15 protein-coding genes and 6 pseudogenes are annotated in these 17,943 nt (G+C 60.0%); 17 read left to right on the forward strand and 4 right to left on the reverse strand.

Annotated features, from left to right (window positions below):
- The 4 genes and pseudogenes from WBQ96_RS00005 to scpB all read left to right on the forward strand — a co-directional run.
- Positions 1–124: pseudogene (locus tag WBQ96_RS00005) on the forward strand (IS1595 family transposase); the annotation flags it as partial.
- Between the two features lie 111 nt (positions 125–235).
- Positions 236–466: a hypothetical protein gene (locus WBQ96_RS28270; protein ID WP_442920917.1), complete on the forward strand. Its 231-nt coding sequence runs from the start codon at positions 236–238 to the stop codon at positions 464–466.
- A pseudogene (locus WBQ96_RS00010) lies at positions 397–621 on the forward strand (LysR substrate-binding domain-containing protein); the annotation flags it as partial. The gene WBQ96_RS28270 and the pseudogene WBQ96_RS00010, both read left to right, overlap by 70 nt.
- A gap of 252 nt (positions 622–873) precedes the next feature.
- Positions 874–1,472 (forward strand): annotated as a pseudogene (gene scpB / locus WBQ96_RS00015) (SMC-Scp complex subunit ScpB).
- A 36-nt stretch (positions 1,473–1,508) separates the two neighbouring features.
- Here the strand turns inward: scpB and fic are convergent.
- Entirely contained in the window at positions 1,509–2,600 is a 1,092-nt protein-coding gene (gene fic, locus WBQ96_RS00020; protein ID WP_165117875.1) for a protein adenylyltransferase Fic, read from the reverse strand.
- 315 nt (positions 2,601–2,915) lie between these two features.
- Between fic and WBQ96_RS00025 the strand changes: the two are divergent.
- Positions 2,916–3,608, forward strand: a pseudogene (locus WBQ96_RS00025) (IS5 family transposase).
- Here WBQ96_RS00025 and WBQ96_RS00030 read toward each other — a convergent pair.
- Positions 3,540–3,896 carry an SDR family NAD(P)-dependent oxidoreductase gene (locus WBQ96_RS00030; RefSeq protein WP_337035861.1) on the reverse strand — a complete coding sequence of 119 codons (357 nt, stop codon included), beginning with the start codon at positions 3,894–3,896 and terminating at the stop codon, positions 3,540–3,542. The pseudogene WBQ96_RS00025 and the gene WBQ96_RS00030 overlap by 69 nt on opposite strands.
- Here WBQ96_RS00030 and WBQ96_RS00035 point away from each other — a divergent pair.
- The 8 genes and pseudogenes from WBQ96_RS00035 to WBQ96_RS00070 all read left to right on the forward strand — a co-directional run.
- A pseudogene (locus WBQ96_RS00035) lies at positions 3,895–4,320 on the forward strand (DUF4189 domain-containing protein); the annotation flags it as partial. The gene WBQ96_RS00030 and the pseudogene WBQ96_RS00035 overlap by 2 nt on opposite strands.
- Before the next feature lie 356 nt (positions 4,321–4,676).
- Complete coding sequence (locus tag WBQ96_RS00040; RefSeq protein WP_336547228.1) at positions 4,677–5,864, forward strand: M20 metallopeptidase family protein; 1,188 nt, start codon at positions 4,677–4,679, stop codon at positions 5,862–5,864.
- Positions 5,865–5,912: 48 nt separating this feature from the next.
- A complete protein-coding gene (locus WBQ96_RS00045; RefSeq protein ID WP_165117796.1) occupies positions 5,913–6,770 on the forward strand; it encodes a transporter substrate-binding domain-containing protein in 858 nt (285 codons plus the stop codon).
- A 7-nt stretch (positions 6,771–6,777) separates the two neighbouring features.
- Positions 6,778–7,497 (forward strand): ABC transporter permease, encoded by a 720-nt coding sequence (locus tag WBQ96_RS00050; protein WP_281353972.1) that lies wholly within the window; start codon positions 6,778–6,780, stop codon positions 7,495–7,497.
- 1 nt (position 7,498) lies between these two features.
- Positions 7,499–8,185 (forward strand): ABC transporter permease, encoded by a 687-nt coding sequence (locus WBQ96_RS00055; RefSeq protein WP_165117794.1) that lies wholly within the window; start codon positions 7,499–7,501, stop codon positions 8,183–8,185.
- Entirely contained in the window at positions 8,182–8,958 is a 777-nt protein-coding gene (locus WBQ96_RS00060) for an ABC transporter ATP-binding protein (protein WP_165117792.1), read from the forward strand. Before WBQ96_RS00055 ends, WBQ96_RS00060 begins: the two co-directional genes overlap by 4 nt.
- Before the next feature lie 9 nt (positions 8,959–8,967).
- Positions 8,968–9,660 (forward strand): GntR family transcriptional regulator, encoded by a 693-nt coding sequence (locus WBQ96_RS00065; RefSeq protein WP_165117790.1) that lies wholly within the window; start codon positions 8,968–8,970, stop codon positions 9,658–9,660.
- Positions 9,657–10,556 (forward strand): homocysteine S-methyltransferase family protein, encoded by a 900-nt coding sequence (locus tag WBQ96_RS00070; RefSeq protein WP_336547224.1) that lies wholly within the window; start codon positions 9,657–9,659, stop codon positions 10,554–10,556. The genes WBQ96_RS00065 and WBQ96_RS00070 overlap by 4 nt, the downstream gene beginning before the upstream one ends.
- Positions 10,557–10,691: 135 nt before the next feature.
- On the opposite strand, the pseudogene WBQ96_RS00075 reads toward WBQ96_RS00070, so the two are convergent.
- Positions 10,692–10,832, reverse strand: a pseudogene (locus tag WBQ96_RS00075) (IS30 family transposase); the annotation flags it as partial.
- A gap of 296 nt (positions 10,833–11,128) precedes the next feature.
- Between WBQ96_RS00075 and WBQ96_RS00080 the strand changes: the two are divergent.
- Both WBQ96_RS00080 and WBQ96_RS00085 read left to right on the forward strand, forming a co-directional pair.
- Positions 11,129–11,383 (forward strand): hypothetical protein, encoded by a 255-nt coding sequence (locus WBQ96_RS00080; protein ID WP_336547271.1) that lies wholly within the window; start codon positions 11,129–11,131, stop codon positions 11,381–11,383.
- Positions 11,272–11,766: a nucleotidyl transferase AbiEii/AbiGii toxin family protein gene (locus WBQ96_RS00085; RefSeq protein ID WP_312857867.1), complete on the forward strand. Its 495-nt coding sequence runs from the start codon at positions 11,272–11,274 to the stop codon at positions 11,764–11,766. Before WBQ96_RS00080 ends, WBQ96_RS00085 begins: the two co-directional genes overlap by 112 nt.
- 813 nt (positions 11,767–12,579) lie before the next feature.
- On the opposite strand, the gene WBQ96_RS00090 is transcribed toward WBQ96_RS00085, so the two are convergent.
- Complete coding sequence (locus WBQ96_RS00090) at positions 12,580–13,074, reverse strand: hypothetical protein (RefSeq protein WP_165117786.1); 495 nt, start codon at positions 13,072–13,074, stop codon at positions 12,580–12,582.
- Positions 13,075–13,968: 894 nt separating this feature from the next.
- On the opposite strand from WBQ96_RS00090, the gene WBQ96_RS00095 reads away from it, so the two are divergent.
- Together WBQ96_RS00095 and WBQ96_RS00100 are read left to right on the forward strand one after the other, a co-directional pair.
- Positions 13,969–15,819 carry a hypothetical protein gene (locus tag WBQ96_RS00095; protein ID WP_246245734.1) on the forward strand — a complete coding sequence of 617 codons (1,851 nt, stop codon included), beginning with the start codon at positions 13,969–13,971 and terminating at the stop codon, positions 15,817–15,819.
- A gap of 128 nt (positions 15,820–15,947) precedes the next feature.
- Positions 15,948–17,936, forward strand: coding sequence for a type I secretion protein (locus WBQ96_RS00100; RefSeq protein ID WP_336547218.1), 1,989 nt, complete (start codon positions 15,948–15,950; stop codon positions 17,934–17,936).
- The last annotated feature ends 7 nt before the right edge of the window (positions 17,937–17,943 follow it).

The raw sequence follows: 17,943 nt of genomic DNA on the forward strand, positions 1-17,943 counted from the left end.
CAATGGAATTCCACGACACAACTTCCATCTCTTCCTCAAGGAATGCGAATGGCGCTTTAATTACGGACCACCAGCAAGCCTCTTGAAGACACTTAAAACTTGGATCAAACAACAAATCTCCTAGGACAGCCCCAAAAGTAATTTATGGATACCTGGTTTCTGGAAAGTTTTCTTGGTCGCGGAATGCGGCTCGTTCGCTCAGGCTGCCCGACGGTTGAATGTGACTCCAGCCGCCGTGGCGCAGCGTATACGCGCTCTCGAAGCTGAATTGGGGCAAACCCTCGTCTCGCGTGTGGGGCGGACCGTGAGGTCGACGGCAGCCGGGATGGCGTCCAGCGACACGGACCAAATCTGGTCAAGGCAGCCTGCGATCTTCGGGCGATCGCGGCGGGTGACTTGCCGGCTGGACAGGTGCGGATTGGTGCGACCGCGACGGCGCTCACGGGCCAAATTCCCGAAATCATAGCAAAGCTGAGCATGCGGTTTCCGCAGATCGAGTATTTTCTGATGCCAGGCTCATCGGTCGATCTGTATCACGCCGTCCTTGCAGGAGACCTCGATACAGCCCTGATTATGCAGCCGCATTTTCCGGTACCCAAGTCTCTCGGATGGATTACCCTACGCCATGAGCCGAACTTGATGTCTGCAATTGTCCCCCGCCATAGCCCGAAGCAGCTACTCTTGTATGTCTGTGCGCGAACTCTCCGGCCGTTCTTCGTTCCGAATTTTTGGACTGTGACCATGAGCGGAGCCAAAGCCAGGAAGACAGCGCGCGCTGACAAAACGACGGCCGGAGGCAAAACACCCGGACACGACGTCTCCTTCGATCGCGAGCTGGAAAATCTGCCGCCGGCCTTGCGTTGGCGCGAATGGATGCTACGCGTCGAGGCGGTCTTGTTTGCTGCTGCCGAGCCCGTCGACCGTGAGACGCTGGCGCGGGTGGTCGGGAAAGATTGCAGCATCGACCTGCTCATTGATGATTTGCGCGAGGAACTCAGTTCCCGGCCCTACGAGCTTGTCGCTGTCGCCGACGGCTGGCAGCACCGAAGCCGTTGGCTTACGCGCCCGCAATTCGCGCTGCGGCGGTACCGACGCGGTCGGCCACGGCAAGTCTCTCCGATGGCGAAGCGACGGCGCTGATGGCAATTGCGTATTATCAGCCGGTGACATGGGGCGACCTGAGCAAAATTTTTGGCAAGGAGGTCTCGCGCGATACCATAGCCAGCCTGCGCGATGTCGGCTTCATCGCCTCCGGACCGCGCAGCCCGACGCCCGGCGCGCCCTATACCTATGTCACCACAAAACACTTCCTCTCGGCCTTTGGCCTGGAGACGCTGCGCGATCTGCCGAAGCTCGAAATGCTTCAGGATGCCGGCCTGCTAGGGGAGGGAGGTGGCGGGACGGAACACGGGATGTTTCCCGCGACCCCCGCTGATTCGGCGGATAGGCTCGAGGAAGATCTCTCGCTTTAAGCGTCTGCGCTCACCACGCCTTGCTCTGTGGCTTGGTCAAGTTGCGGTTCGGTCCCTCAGCAGAGCCAGCAACGCCGGATTGATATAAAGGCTTTCCCGGCCGACTTTCATCTGCTCAAGCAGCCCGTGCTCTGCCATGGCCTGGAGATAGGTGGACGCCGCCTGTCGCTTGGCGATGCCGGCCGCGACCAGATCGCTGATGCGGCAATAGGGATTCACAAATATCACCTCGGCCAGCTCGCGCGAATAGATCTTCGACAACTCGCCCCTCATTTTCTCGGCAGTTTGGTCGAGGAGGTTACGGATCGCGCCAATGCGCGCGGTAGACCAGACAGCTGTCTCCCGAACCGCTTCGAGCATGTACAGTATCCAACTCTCCCAAGCCCCATCGGTCGTGACGGCGAGAAGTCCGTCATAGTAGGCACGCTTGTTGGCAATGATGTAGCGGCTCAGATAGAGCACCGGGATGTCCAGCAATCCCTTGTCGACGAGGTAAAGAAGGTTGAGGACGCGACCGGTTCGACCGTTGCCGTCGACGAACGGATGGATGGCCTCGAACTGGTAGTGCATGACGGCCAACCGGATGAGCGGATCAACGTCTTCGGCTTCGTGAATGAAGCGTTCCCAGTTGGCCAGTTTATCCCGTAGCAGCTTCTGCCCTTCCGGCGGCGTATAAATAACGGTGCCGGTGGCCTCATTCATCAGAGCCGTTCCCGGTGTCGCCCGAATATCCAGGTCGACACCTTTGATCGTGCTGCAGACGGCGATTGCCGTCGACGTCGATACAGGGCGGCGGCGCAGCATGTCAAAACCTTCGCTCAACGCTGTGCGATAGCGCAGCGCTTCCTTGGTCGCAGGATCGGCCTGTACGCCAGCCTCGTTAGCGAACTGGAACAGTTTGTCAGTCGTCGTGACGATGTTCTCGATCTCGGAACTGGCTTGGGCCTCCAGCAGTGGAATGGAGTTGATCAGAACAGCCTGGTTTGGAATGAGCTGTCCAGAGACCTTGAGTTCAGCCAAGGCTGCGCGCGCGGCAATGCAGGCTTTCAGAACAGCCTTCGTCTCGATATCCGTAGCAGGAGGCAACGGCGGTAGGTCGTTGTAGGGAATGTCTGGCCGAAACGTCATGTCGATTAACCCCGCCTCAATCGACACATTGCCAGCACATGTCGTCGTCATCGACACATCGCGATTACATGTCGATAAAATTAGAATATATCGACACATACGTAGCCAGTCAATGCCGACGCGCGTAGCTACCCACCTGCCCGCTTCTTCGAGTGTCTCTGACTACGCCGAGCCTGATCAGTTTCTGTTGATGACATCTGCCTCTCGCTATTGCCCGATATGGGTTTGATCAGTAGCTGTTTTTGCCTCGTGCGCTACCCTGTGGATTCCCAATCCCAGCGGATTGTGATTCAAAGCTGCATTTTGGAGGCGGCTTTGGCACGAGGCGACTTGGCGGACGAAGAATGGCAGATAATCGAGAAACTGCTGCCTGCGGAGCGCGGGCGCAAGTCCCGTCCATTCTACGATAACCGTCGCTTTATGAACGGGATGCTTCATGTCTTGCGCGTCGGGTGTCCGTGGCGGGACATGCACGAACGATATGGAAAGTGGAATTCGGTCTATGTCCGCTTCCGCCGATGGGCCGACCTCGTTGAACTGGGGGCTCACTGACGACTGGCAGCATATGCTCGACAGCACCACGGTTCGCGGCCATTCGCAGGCAGCGGGCGCTAAAGGGGGACTCATAAGGAAGCTTTTGGTCGATCACGCGGCGAGTTTACCACAAAAATCCATGCCCGCGCCGATGGTCAGGGACGCCCTCTTGGCTTTGTCCTGACAGGCGGCGAAACATCCGACTACATCGCCGTTCTCGCTCTTCTTGCCATGCCGGTAAACCGACCGCGTCAAATGCTCGCCGATAAGGGATACCGCTCAACCCGGAAAAACCCACCAAACTGCGATTACCGGGCATACAAGAATCGCAACCGCATCGAGCGCATGTTCAATCGTATCAAACAGTTCCGACGAATTGCCACGCGCTATGACAAGACTAAAACATCATTTGCTGCATTCTTGGCCATCGCCGCTGCACGGATATGGCTCCCATACTTTGTCAACAGGACCTAATCCTTTTGTCAAACCATGCGCACCAGCTTTGGCGGTCATGTAGGCTGGAAAGTTCGAACCAATGCGCGTGCTTACTGATCCGAAGTTGATAATTGACCCGCCGCCGAGACGTTTCAGCTGCGGAATGACGGCTTGTGCGGCGAAGAACATTGGGCGTTGATTGATCGCCATTCGGTCGTCCCAATATTCGACTGTAACGTCTTCAATCTTGTGTCGAGTGTCGTTGGCATCGTTGTTGATCAGAACGAAATATCGCCGAGATTCCGCCTGACCCGTTCTATCGTCAATTGGAGAGCTGCGATGTCACGCGGCTGATCTCCTTACATCGGTTCCGGATGTACCGGCTCCGCCACCTCAAGAGGAGCGCGACATCTGGGCAGCGATCGCCTATTCCGAGAATGATGAGAAGCATGGTTTCTTTTGGGGTGCCGACAAGCGGCAATGGATATTGCGCTCAAGCATTGTGAGAACGCTGACGGCAAGGGATGCGTTGTCGTTGAGGTGTTTCGCTACCATCGACATTGCGACGACGACGACAATACCGGCTTTCCCTATTTCCATTGCGGCGCACTCGCGATCGGCAAGGAAAAGGGCAGCCGTCTTACGCCATGGAGCGCAAAATCGGCGCCAACACGCCGGGAAGCCGAAAGACCTTGCTCTTACAGCCTGTGAGGGGTCTGGGACGAAATGTAAGATTCTTGAATGGGTATGTCTCGCGGCGGCCACGATGGAGATCGGGCAGGTGTCAATCGTCAAGGGCTGCGACAACTCGCGATACAGCCATGACATTCCGGCCTCGCCCAATGGTTTAACAGCTGCGATCGTCTTGCGGCGTTAAACGCGAATTCATGTCCCCGCTAAAAGCGGTTGTTCTAGTCGCGATCTCGTTCCCAATACCAAGCGGCATACATCCGCTTCCTGTCATGCTTACGGCTCTGTGCTTGGAGGCGCCTCTTCGGCCGTTGGAAATCCATTCTATTTCGATGCGCAATCATCGATTGTCGATCCTTGACAATAAACGGCCGTAGCATCAAGCAGGGCGCACCATTTTCAAAGGTGCAAAAGCTGATGTCCGACCGTCGCAACGACCCCGGGCCCGAAATCGAAGGGCTTATACGCAAGATCGAGCCCCGGCTGATCGAGCTGCGCCGCGACATTCACGCCCATCCCGAAACCGGTTTCGACACAATCCGCACAGCCGCTCTGGTCGCGGGGGAACTGGGCGCGCTGGGGCTCGACGTTCGCACAGGCATAGGCCGAACCGGCGTGGTGGCCGAGATCGTGGGCGGCCTTCCCGGACCTTGCGTGATCCTGCGGGCAGACATGGATGCCTTACCGATCGAGGAGCAGACCGGTTTGCCGTACGCTTCAACTGTTCTCGGCCGGATGCATGCCTGTGGGCATGATCTTCACACCGCCTCGCTTCTGGGCGCAGCACATGCGCTGGTCTCGCTCGCGCCAAGCCTGCGCGGCTCGATCCGGCTGGTCTTCCAGCCCGCTGAGGAAACGCAGGAGAGTGGCGCGGCCGCGATGGTGGCGGACGGCGCGGCTGAAGGCGCCGATATTGCCGTCGCCTTCCACAATCGCCCGGAGTTGGCGGCGGGGCAGGTGCTGCTGAATCGCGGCGCGAGTACCGCGTCGAGCGACGAGTTCAAGGTGGTGGTGCGCGGCAAGTCGGGCCATGCGGCGCGGCCGCATGCCGCCGTCGATCCGATCGTCGCCAGCGCCCACATGATCGCCCAGCTCCAGACCGTGATTTCGCGCGAGATGGACCCGGCGCAGTCCGCCGTGCTCACCATCGGCCATATCGAGGGCGGCGCGACACAGAACATCATCCCCGACAGTTGCATGTTCGAGGGCACGGTGCGCTGCCGTTCGCCGCAGGCGCGCGATCTGGCCGAGGCCGCGTTCCGTCGCATTTGCGAAGGCACCGCCCAGGCGCTTAACGCCAGGGTTGAGATCGACTATGCGCGCGGCGCGCCACCCCTGATGAACGACGACGCTCTAGTCGACCGCGCTCTCTCCGTACTGGGCCACCAGTTCGGTTCGGCCCCGCATGTCGAGCAGGGATCGAGCTTCGGAGCGGAGGACTTCTCCTATTTCTCCGAGCTGATGCCTTCAGTGCAGATATTCATCGGCTCGGGCCAGCCCGGCCGCGACGACCGCGTGCACAATTCCGACTACCAGCCCGACGAAGCCTGCATCGGGCAAAGCGCCATCGCGCTCACGCGCATGGCGGTGGACCTGCTTTCCTGATCCATCAAACCTTCCGTCTCAACCTTTTTTGCCAAGGATGATTTCCGCATGAACATTACCCGCAAAACCTTCCTGCGCATGGGCCTCGCAGCCGTCGCCGGGCTTGCCGTCGCTCCTTCCGCCCTTCTGGCGCAGGGCCGCAAGAAATATGTCTTCGCTACCGAAGGCGCGTTCCCGCCTTTCAACATGACGCGCCCGAACGGCGAACTGTACGGCTTCGAGCTGGACATGCTTGCAGAGATCGCGAAGCGCGCCGACTTCGACTACGAAGTGATCGCCCAAGCCTGGGACGGCATGATCCAGGGGCTGATCGACGGCAAGTACAATGGCGTGATCGACTCCGTTTCGGTCACCGACAAGCGCCTCGAAGTGGTCGACTTCTCGCTGCCCTACACGACCGGAGGCTCAACCTTCGCGGTGATGAAGGAAAGCGGCATCGAGCTGCCGGGCGCCGGTACTTTCGTCGATCTCGACGACGCGGCCGCCACCGATGCAGCCATTGCGGCAATCGCCAAGGTGCTGAACGGCAAGACCGTGGGCGTCCATGTCTCGACTATCCAGTTCGACTTCCTCAACAAGTATCTGGCCGACAAGGGCGTGACCATCCGCTCCTACCAGACTGGCCCCGAGGTCTATCAGGACCTGACCAACGGGCGGCTCGACGCCGGCATGGCCTCCGTCACCAACATCTCGGCCTTCCTCGAAAAGAACGTCGAGACCGCCACGGCCACCGGCCCATCCTTCATGGGCGGCGTCATGGGGCGCGGCGCGGCCATCGTCGTGCAGAAGGGCGACAAGGAACTGGCCGGGCTGCTCAGCAAGGGGCTGAAGGAAATGTCGGACGATGGCACGCTGGCCGACCTGTCGAACAAGTGGTTCGGCATGGTCGTGACGCCGACGCTCTGAGGCGGGATTGCCCGGCGACCTGACACTTATCGGCTTCGGGCCGGACGGATGGGGGCTGGCGCTTGCGCGCGCCGGCCTCATGACGCTTTATGTCTCGGTCTCGGCTTTCTTCTGCGGGCTGATGCTCGGCACGCTGATCGCCTGGGCGAGGGTGGCGGGCAACTGGCCGCTGCGCAAGCTGGCCGAAATCTACGTCACGATTTTCCGCGGCGTGCCGGACATCCTGGTCATCTACCTCTTCTATTTCGGCGGCCGTCAGGTGGTCACTGCCGTCGGTACCGCGCTCGGCCTGCCGGGGCCGTTCGACATCAGCGGCTTCGTGTCCGGAATGCTGGCGATCGGGCTGATCTCGGCCGCCAGCCAGTCCGAGGTGCTGCGCGGGGCCTATCAGGCGGTACCGAAGGGCACGATCGAGGCGGGGCGCGTCTCGGGCATGACGCGGTTCACCTTGTTCCGCCGCATCATCGCGCCGCAGGCCATGGTGACGGCCGTTCCCGGCATGGGCAACCAGTGGCAGTCGGTGATCAAGGAATCCGCCCTCGTTTCCGTGACCGGGCTGGTCGAGACCATGCGTCAGGTTTCGGTCGCGGCGGGCACCACGCAGGAGCATTTCCTCTTCTATGCGGCGGGAGGTGTGATCTACCTGATCATCACCACGCTTTCCGATCAGTTCTTCCGCCTCGCGGAAAAGCGCAGCCTGCGCGGGCATGAGCAGGGCGGGGTCTGAGATGGATTTCGACTTCTTCGCGGGCATGTTCGCCCAGCTTCTCATGGGCCTGCCGCTGACGTTGAACCTCGGCATCCTGGCGCTGCTGGGCGGGTTCAGCCTCGCGCTGGCTCTGAACCTCATGCGCGCCACGCGGATAGGCAATGCGGTCGCGTCGGCCTATGTCTTCGTGTTTCGCGGCACTCCGCTGCTGATCCAGATATTCATGATCTATTATGGGTTGGCGGGCTTCGGCTTCGTCCGGCAGAGTTTCTTCTGGCCCTTCCTGCGCGAGCCTTACTGGTGCGGGCTGCTGGCGCTGATCCTGAACGACGCGGCCTATACGTCCGAAATCCTGCGCGGTGGCCTGCGCTCCGTTCCAAAAGGGGCGGTCGAGGCGGGGCGCGTCTCGGGTATGACGCGGTTTACGGTTCTGCGCCGCATCACCCTGCCCATCGCCATCCGGCAGGCACTGCCGGCCTATTCCAACGAGGTGATCTCGATCCTGAAATCAACGGCGCTGGTTTCCACAATCACGCTGATGGAGGTGACGGGCATCGCCCGCGCCGCCGTCTCGGAAACATGGCGTGCGGTCGAAATTTTCTTATGTGCGGCAGTGATCTATCTCGCGCTGTCCCTTCTCGTGACGCGGCTTTCGGCCTGGGTCGAGCGCCGTCTTTCGCCCTGGCAGTTCGGAGTGACGCCATGAGCCTCCCCTCCACCGCTCTTTCCATCGCCGGTCTGCACAAGAGCTTCGGCAGCAATGAGGTGCTGCGCGGCATCGACCTTTCCGCCAGGGACGGCGACGTCATCTCGCTGATCGGGGCGAGCGGCTCGGGCAAGAGCACCCTCCTGCGCTGCATACCCATGCTGGAAATACCCGATGCTGGAACAGTGACGGTGGGTGAGGACAATCTTTCGCCTGAGGGAGGCAGGCTCACGCGCGGCCAGGAATCCGTGGCGCGGCGGATGCGCGGCCATCTCGGTTTCGTCTTCCAGAATTTCAATCTCTGGCCGCACCGCACTGTGCTGCAAAACGTGGTCGAGGCACCGCTCTTCGTCCAGAAGCGCCCCCGCGCGGAAGCGGAAGAGGAAGCAACGGCGCTTCTGGAAAAGGTCGGTCTCGCAGAAAAGCGTGACGCCTGGCCCGCACATCTTTCCGGCGGTCAGCAGCAACGCGTGGCGATCGCGCGCGCGCTCGCCCAGCGGCCCCGCGCCATCCTGTTCGACGAGCCGACTTCGGCGCTCGACCCGGAGCTCGTGGGAGAGGTGCTGAAGGTGATCCGCGCTCTGGCCGACGAAGGCCGTACCATGCTCATCGTCACCCATGAGATGGGTTTTGCGCGCGAGGTCTCGTCGCAGGTGGTGTTCCTGCATCAAGGGCTGATAGAGGAGGCTGGAACGCCGGAGCAGCTATTCGGCAATCCTTCGTCGGAACGTTGCCGCGCCTTTCTCAGCGGCCATTTCGACCGCAACCGCTAGAGGACCGTGATGCGTCAACCCATCCAGCGCAAGAGCCTTCAGGATCAGGCCACCGAATGGCTGCGCGAAGCCATCGTCAGGGGCGATTTCGCGCCGGGCGCGGTGCTAACCGAGCTGGACCTGACCGACCGCATTGGCCTCGGCCGTGGCACGGTGCGCTCGGCGCTTTTTGCCATGGAAGCGCAGGAGCTGGTGACCCGCACGCCTTATTCGAGCTGGCGCGTAGCAGTGCTCGACGCGCAGGCGATCTGGGAAATCTATACGCTGCGCGCGGCCTTCGAGGGGCTTGGCGCGCGCATCCTGGCGGAGCGTCGCACCGAATTCGGCACCAAGCTGGTCGAGGCCGCCTTTGCAGCGCTGCCTGCTGCCAACGATGCCGGCACGGATGCGCGGGTGGCGGCCGATCTCGGCTTCCATGCGAGCTTCGTCGAGCAGACCGGGCACCAGCATCTCATTCGCCGCCACGGGCTGCTGGCCGACAAGATGGAATGGCTCTACCGCTGGTCCGAGGCGCACTGGCCTTGCCGCCAGCCGCTGGTCAGCGACCATCAGTGCCTGTTCGACACGCTGATGACGGGAAGCCCCGACGCGGCGGAACAGGCGGTCCGCGATCATATCGCGGAATCGATCGAGCTGGATGTGACCGGCTTTCACGAACTTCACGCACGCGGCGCGACGCCACCGCAACAGGAGCAGGCATGAACGACATCACCATCCTGGACGGCGGCATGGGCCGCGAACTCGAGCGCATCGGCGCGCCCTTCCGCCAGCCGGAATGGTCCGCGCTGGCGCTGATGGAAGCGCCCGATCTCGTTCGGCACGTACATGAAGACTATGTGCGTGCGGGCGCGAAAGTCATCACCACCAATTCCTACGCGCTGGTGCCTTTCCATATCGGAGAGGAGCGGTTTCGCGCACGTGGCGCCGAGCTGGCGTCGCTGGCCGGGCGTCTCGCCCGCGAGGCCGCCGATACGGGAGCAGGCGTGAAGGTCGCGGGTTCGCTTCCGCCGGTGTTCGGCTCCTATCAGCCAGAGCTGTTCCTCGCCGATCTCGCGCAGGATTACCTCTCGGTGCTGGTCGCAGGTCTCGCACCGCATGTCGATCTCTGGCTCGCTGAGACGCAGAGCAGCCTCGAGGAAGCGCGGGCCGCCGTGGCGGCGGTGCGCGGCAGCGGCAAGCCGGTCTGGCTGTCCTTCACGCTCAGGGACGATGTCGCGCCGCAGGACATGCCCGAGCCGCAATTGCGATCCGGGGAGAGTGTGGCCGATGCCGCTCGCTTCGCGCTGGAGGCGCGCGCGGAGGCGCTGCTCTTCAACTGCTCCATGCCCGAGGTGATGGGCGCGGCACTTGAGGCCGCGCGTGCTGCGGTTCCCGGCCTATCGCTCGGCGTCTACGCTAACGCCTTCGGCTCGCAGGACGAGGATGGCGCGGCCAACGAGGTGATCTCGGACATACGGGCCGATCTCGACCCGAACTCCTACTGCGGCTGGGCCGATGGCTGGGCCGCGAAGGGCGCCTCGATCATCGGTGGCTGTTGCGGCATAGGCACCGATCATATCCACCATCTGGCAGGGCATATGGGCAGCAGTGGACATTGAGGAATCGCGCCTGACACAGGCAGTGGCCGATGGGCTCCCGGATCAAATCATGAGAACTCGTTCAAGCAGCTATCAGAAGTAAATGTCGCTCTCGGTGGTTGCGAGCCCCCCGCAACCACTTTCATCATAAATCAATCGCCGTCCCGATCTAAACATTGGAAGATAGCGGTAGAGGCCGAGACCATAATCGTCCTTGCCATAAATGAAGCGATAGATCGTTTCCGCGCAGAGACGGACGAGACTGACACCGTCGGGCCAAAGTCGGCCTCGATGCTGCGCTGGAGGGTCTGCGCGAGGGACTTCGGCAGCGCAAGACCACAAGCTACGAACTCTGGGCGTATGCGAAAAAGGCCAGAATCTGGTCGACCATGAGGCCTTATGTCGAGGCGTCGGTGGCTGATGACGCGTGAACCAAGGAAAAACGTCGGGCATCGGTGCGCGCCCGGCTGCTGGATAGATCTCGCGCGGAGCGTCAGGACTTTCAGATCCTGTTGACGCGCTATGCGCTCGAAAGACTCCTTTACCGGCTGAGCCTTTCTGAGCATCGCGACCGTTTCATCCTGAAGGCCGCGATGCTGTTCGTGACCTGGGTCACCGACCCGTTTCGACCGACGCGTGACCTCGATCTGCTGGGCTATGGCGAGAACAGCCCGAAGGCCATCGCTGAGGCTCCATTTGCACGCAGCCGGTCGCCGATGACGGCGTCGTTTTCGACGTGGACGCCCTCGAAGCCGCGCCGATCCGTGAGGAAGTCGAGTATGGCGGTGTCCGCGTGCGCACGACTGCCACCATTGCAGGCGCCCGCATTCCCATCCAGGTGGACATAGGCTTCGGTGATGCGGTCACGCCTGTGCCAGTCGACATAGAATACCCGTCGTTACTCGACGCGCCTGCGCCGCACCTGCGAGCCTATCCGGTTGCGGCCGTGGTTGCGGAGAAATTCGAGGCTATGGTGACGCTCGGCATGGCGAATAGTCGGTTGAAGGATTTCTACGATCTCTGGCTGATCGCGGAGACCTTCGAGCTTGAGCGGTCCGCGCTCACAGAGGCGGTGCAGCAGACTTTCACGAGGCGACGGACGGATATTCCAAAAGAGAGCAACGGGTCTCAGCGAAGCCTATGCCGAAGTTTGGGATCGGCAGTGGCTGGCGTTTCTCGGTCGCGAACATATGGCGGCCGCCCCTCTCGAACTGGCCGTGGTTATCGCTGACCTTGCCCGGTTCTTCCTTCCATTGACTGAGTTCGCGGAAGGCAATTGGCACTGGGAGCCGCGCAAGGGGTGGGTCTTGTTGAAGACAGGCCAGGTCCCGAAGGGCAGGACGCCTCCATCGACTCATTGTAGTAATGGTGATCTCGTCTTAATCTGTCCGAAATTCTGCAAATTTCAGACCGTATCTTGGTTTGCCGGCAAGGGCGCATCGTTGAAGAATTCGACGCCGACCGGGCCAATGAGGAAACAGTAATGTATGCGGCTGTACACTGATAATCTCGGAGCGCAGGTGAACTCTGGCATGAGGATTTGACCCGCAGACGGCTTGGTTCATCACGAGGAAAACAGATATGCTGCTGTGTTTGTGCCAAGAATATTGGCGTCACGGCTGCTTACCGGTTGGCCGAAGGTAGGCTAAAGTCAGGCCGCAGCCGCAAACGTATTACGTTTGCTCTCCCAAAATCGCCGCATCGAGATTCAATTGTGTGCAGAATCATGCACTCGCATTTTCACAGTTCCTAAAATAACGGTATCCAAGCGGGGGCCAACGGTGCCGCATGCTGGACCGCGAAGTAAGAAGCGTTGATAAAAGCACATGGACACGCGATTTTTGGAGACCCTGATTGCCGTACTCGAACGGGGCTCAATCGCCGAAGCTGGCCGACACCAGAACCTAAGTGCGGCCGCGGCGTAGGGCGAACGGTCAGACCGACCGAGTTGGGTACAAGCGTCGCCATTGTTCCATCAGCACCGCGCCGATGCCCAGGTTTATCGCCAGCAATGTCATAAAAAATATGAAATTTATTTAATGTATCAGCACGGATATGAATAATCTTTGACGAGTTTCCATATCTGCTTATTAATGGCGATTAGGTTTTCGATGCAATTTTCTATTTTCTTTATTTCAGTACCGTTGATTTCTTCAATCTTTCCATATCGAATTTCGTTTTTTGTATCAAATATTCTCATCAATTGTGTGCTTCCGGCTTCTCCATCCCCGTCAAAGGAATATATGCAGTGGCTGTATTTGTTGCGCAGCTTGGCTTCCTGCGTCATTTTCTCGGTTACCGCCAGTATCTCGCGCCGGCGTTCGGCGGGTGTTTTGGGCAGCTTGGTCAGGCGCTCGACAAGCTCGATGCGGGCTCGTGTGGTGTTCAGCGTCAGGAAAATCACGATTGCGGTCTCTTTGTCGACCTGGGCAAGACCGGCGATGAGATAGATGAGCAGGCTCTCGGTGTTCGTCCAAGTATAGTTCAGCTGGCCGGTGAGCAGCAGTATCTCCTGGAAACGAGGGATGGGTTTGTTCATCGAAAGCGCTCCGGAATGATTGTCATGGCGGCTGCGGCGTCTCTGGAGTTGGCTTTCTCTGCTTCGGTGTTCTTCATTTTTCTACTTATGACCAAAGGACATATATTTCGAGCCGCAACAAAAATTTCCTCTCTCTTCGAGATGAAGGCGCATGAATGGATTTAATCTTCGCCATCATTTATTTTATATTGTAAAATTAATATTGAATACCTCTCAGTATGGGAGATTAAATAGGCCATAGGAGTTAAGCCAAATGGATGCTTACTTCTTTTGGGCCGAAAATCATAAGTTGAAGTGCTGTATTTTGCTTTCCCCTGGAATTGTGGATCGTAGTCTTGTTGTCATGTCGGCATCGAGAGACCAGGAGACGGAATTCTCAGGGCGGCCATGCATAAGCCTGCAAAGACAACGTGTTGGAGGAGATGTGAAGCTGAGCTGCTCGATACAGCGGCTTCATGAACTCTTTTAACTGGAAGGAAATACAACTGACAGCTTTACTTATGATTTTGTAATGCGTTTCCTAAAACTACATCGTTGTAAGCAGAATAGAGCGCGAGAGGACTAGCTCGAATTGGTATCTGTTACTTTTGGTGGCCGAGGCACAAAGTTTCAGTTCCTGGGCGCGGGCGAGAGCTAAGTGCCGGAGCGGTTCGGTTGAACCAGGCGTATTAGCTCAGGCGGAGGCGTGCGGCGCCGTATGTTGTCGTGTGGAGTGGGTCCGCACGTCTCTGTCCGCGATCAGGAGTACCGGAGATCCGAGGGCGTCAGCCCCCGGCATCCGGAACGACGTGCCTGTGTATTCCAGTTGAAACTCAACCGTCCGCGGCAAGCTCAAGACCCCGTAACAGAAGAATGGTGGTCATGCGGCCCGCGGCCTCACTCGAGGACATCGAAATGGCCAACAAGAACAACGGTACTCAACAGCTCGGCGTTCAGCTGCTGGGAGACGACCAGTACAACGTCGCGTTCGACGACATCATCTATGACCCGGGCGATCAAAGCCAGAACCAGGATCAGGGCCAAGGCCAAGGTCAAGGTCAGGGACAAGGCCAGGGGCAGGGCCAAGGACAGGGCCAGGATCAAGGTCAGGGACAAGGCCAGGATCAGGGCCAAGGTCAAGGCCAGGACCAGTATCAGGAAAGCGTGTCTTACAACGACAACGGCAACCTGAATGGTAATGGAAACCTCAATGGCAACGGCAACCTGAACCTCAATGGCAATCTCAACGAAAATTCCAGCACCAACACCAATTCGAATACCAACACCTCGACCACGACGGTCGATGTGGGCGTCAATGTAAACCTTGAAGGTTGGCAGCCCACGGACGACGACTTCGCCGATATCGATATCTATGACGGCTCGTCGGTGGGCAATCTGTTCGTGAATCGCGATGGGGAAATCCATTACAATCCGGGCGACGACATCAGCTTCGACGACATCCTCAACGGTGCCCTGAGCGGCGCCGGCAACGACATGGCTTTCCTCCAGAACCAGGTCGCCGATCTCGAAGACAATGATACGCTCGAGAACGCCTATGTTCAGAACAACGCACCGTTCAACCAGAACGGCGACGCCAATGGCGGTGAAGCCTATGGTGCCGAAGGCATCGATGCCGGCGGTGGCGGCGGCGGTGGCGGCGGTCATGCCAAAGCCAATGGCGGCGATGGCGCATATGGCGGCTACGCCAATGGCGGTCAGACCAACGCCGGACAGGGTATTGGCGGTGCGGCGTCGAGCGGCGCGACCGGCGGTGCCGGAACTGGCGGCGGCGCTGTCGGCGGTACTGCTACCGGCGGCGGAGCAGGTGGCGGAACAGGCGCTGCTGGCGCCAGCGGCACCGGTCTTGGCATTGGCCTTGGCGGCCTCGGTGTCGGCGTAGGCACCGGCGGTGACGGCGCAGGCGGCGACGGAGCAGCCGGCGGCAACGGTGGTGACGGAACAGGCGGCGCTGGCGGTGACGGCACCGGCGGCAACGGCGGTACCGGAACGGGTGGTGCAGGCGGCAATGCCGGCTCGGCAGGTAATGGTGGCAATGGCGCGGCTTCTTCGGCAGCGGATGCTGAAGCTGCTGCTGCAACCCTGGGCGGCGCGGCGGCTGATGCCGCGGCAGCTGCTGCGGCGGCTGCAGGCGGTGCAGGTGGTGCTGCTGGTGACGGCGGCGCAGGCGGCACGGGTACTGGCGGCTCTGGCGCTTCAGGTTCCGGCGGTGCCGGTGGCTGGGGCACAGGTGGTGCCGGTGGTGCTGGCGGCGCCGGCGGCTATGGCGAAGGTGGCGCTGGCACCGGTACGGGTACTGGCGAAGGCACCGGCTACGGTCTCGGCTATGGCCTCGGCGGCAATGGCGGCGCTGGCGGCGCGGCGACGGGTGGTGCGGCCACGGTCGGCGCCGCTACAGGCGGCGCAGGCACCGGCGGTTATGGTCTGAGTTCGGCTCTGGGTGGCGACGGCAATGGCGGTGACGCCACGGGCGGCATGACCTGGGCCGGCGATGGCGGTGCCGGCGGCAATGGTGGCACTGCGACGACCGGATTTGGTGGCGCAGGCGGTGCAGGCGGACAATGGGGTTCCGGAAATGGCGATGACGGTATCGTCAACGGCATCTCGGAAGCTCATGCCGAAGCATCCATCGATCTGACTGCCTTCAACCAGAGCATCGTGATGGGCGCCAATCTGCAGGGAAACACGATCGATATGACCGTGGTTGGTGGGGATCTCACCAGCACCTTCACTGGCGAAGACGTCTAATTACTGACGTCCGCTTCCAGCGGACTTGGAGTGAAGTCTGCGCGGGGAGCTTCCCCGCGCAGACTTCCAACAAGAAAAACTGACCGGTCTGGGTGGAATGTTGCCAACAAGGAGGCGAGCGATCCCTCGTGCTTATGGACAAGATTACCGAGGCCATCGCGCATTTCATCGGTCTGTTTCAGATCGCGGTGGAAGAGGCGCGTGCGCGCAAGGACTTTGACGAGTTTCAGGCGCAGAGCGCTCATGCACGCGAGCAAAATCAACTCCGCGACGTAGATGCTGAAGGCAAGGCTCCATACGATTTCGTCGGGATGGACCCCGGCCTGCGCTATCAGCCGCTTGCGCCCGCCCTTGCCACTGTGGAGCCGTGGCTGAACCCGCAGTATCCGGCGTTGGACGGTATCGTTCCCGGCGTGGATGCGCTGCCTCGCGACGCTCCCCTGGTGTCGGCAGTGGGCAAGCTTGCGGCTGCGTCACGGGTCGAATTGCAGATCGATCCGCCCGGCTCGCTTGTGGTTCTGATCAATCAGGAAATCAGGCTTTCGGACGACGACTATGTCGGAGCTGGCGGGCACGGGCTTAAATTCAGTCCGGTTTCTGACCACGGCGCTGAACTGGCGGCGTTGTTGCACGGAGCCGCACGGCTCGCGCCATTGGGAGATTTGGACGCGCCGGGCTCGGAAGAGGCAATTGAAGGCTTCATCCTGGGAACCACGACTGCTCTCAAGACCTTCGTAGAGGACCATGCAGACGACGGCGATATGTTTGTCCTCAAGCAGCAGGTGATCGAAGGCACCTATGTCAATGGTGAGATCGCCGCTGATGCGCCCAAGCTGAAAGACCATCTTCCCGATCCTGATGATGACGACGATGAGGCCGAGGACACCGGCACCATTCACTCCGACAGCAGTCTGGGTTCGGTCGAGATCGAGGCCTCTGTTACGCTGGAAGCCGGAAGCAACACGCTGGTCAATTCGGCAGCACTCACCAACAACTGGCTGACCGGACCGGTCATGGCGACGGTTGGAGATTATGTCGAGGTGAACGCGATCATCCAGACCAATGTTTGGAGCGACAGTGATGCGATCGGTTCGTTTGTCAGCGGCTGGACCTTTGATCCCGAGGCTGCGACCGAGGCTTTCAACATCGCGGTATTCGCGCGTGTCGATCCCACTGAGGATACGAATACAGCGGTGGATGCCGGAGGCTTCCCGCAGCATTGGGCCGTTACCAGCATCGAAGGCGATCTGATCTTCATGAACTGGATCGAGCAATTCAGCTTCGTAACGGACGATGATGTGCATGTTCTGTCGTCCTCGGGTGTCAAGACGACGGTGACGACCGGTGATAACACCGCGCTCAACGATGTCTCCCTTACGGAGCTGGGGCTCTACTACGATCTCATCATCGTCGGCGGAAACATCTATGACGCCAATTTCATCCAGCAGATGAATGTCATGCTCGACGACGACCTTGTGGCCGGCGTCAACGGTTTTCACACCACCGGGGATGGCTCGCTTTCTTCCAGCGGCAACCTGCTTTGGAATCAGGCCGGAATAGTCAACGTCGGTGGAGGGGATCGCTTCGCCGCACTGCCTTCGCACTACAAGCAGACGGCGGACAATCTAAAGGTCGGCAACAAACAACTGGACGCCGATATTCTGAACGATCCTGCATTCGCGGGCATCGGCACGCTCCGTGTCCTCTATGTCTCGGGCAGTATTTTCGACCTGCAATATATAAAGCAAACCAACATTTTGGGCGATTCCGACGAAGTCGCACTGGCGATGAACGGCATCGAAGACAGCTTCCCCGAAGCGCACTGGAGCATATCGACCGGTTCGAACGCATTGATCAATGTCGCCGAAATCGTGGACCTCGATTCGACCGGCAAGACCTATGTCGGCGGCAACCAGTACTCAGACGAGATCCTGATCCAGGCGGAACTGGTTTCAGCCCATCCCGAACTTGGTGGCAGGGACCCGGACGTATTGGTCAATGAAGCCATCGCCTTCCTTGATGACGATGTCGCGGATCATGGCGACGCTGCATCCTCCACCCTCCAACCTACCCTCGACGCACCGCATGGTGACGTGATGCAGACGATGCTGGCCTGAGCGCGAA

This window comes from Mesorhizobium sp. CCNWLY176 (genome assembly GCF_037153935.1).
GTDB classification, from domain to species: domain Bacteria; phylum Pseudomonadota; class Alphaproteobacteria; order Rhizobiales; family Rhizobiaceae; genus Mesorhizobium_M; species Mesorhizobium_M zhangyense.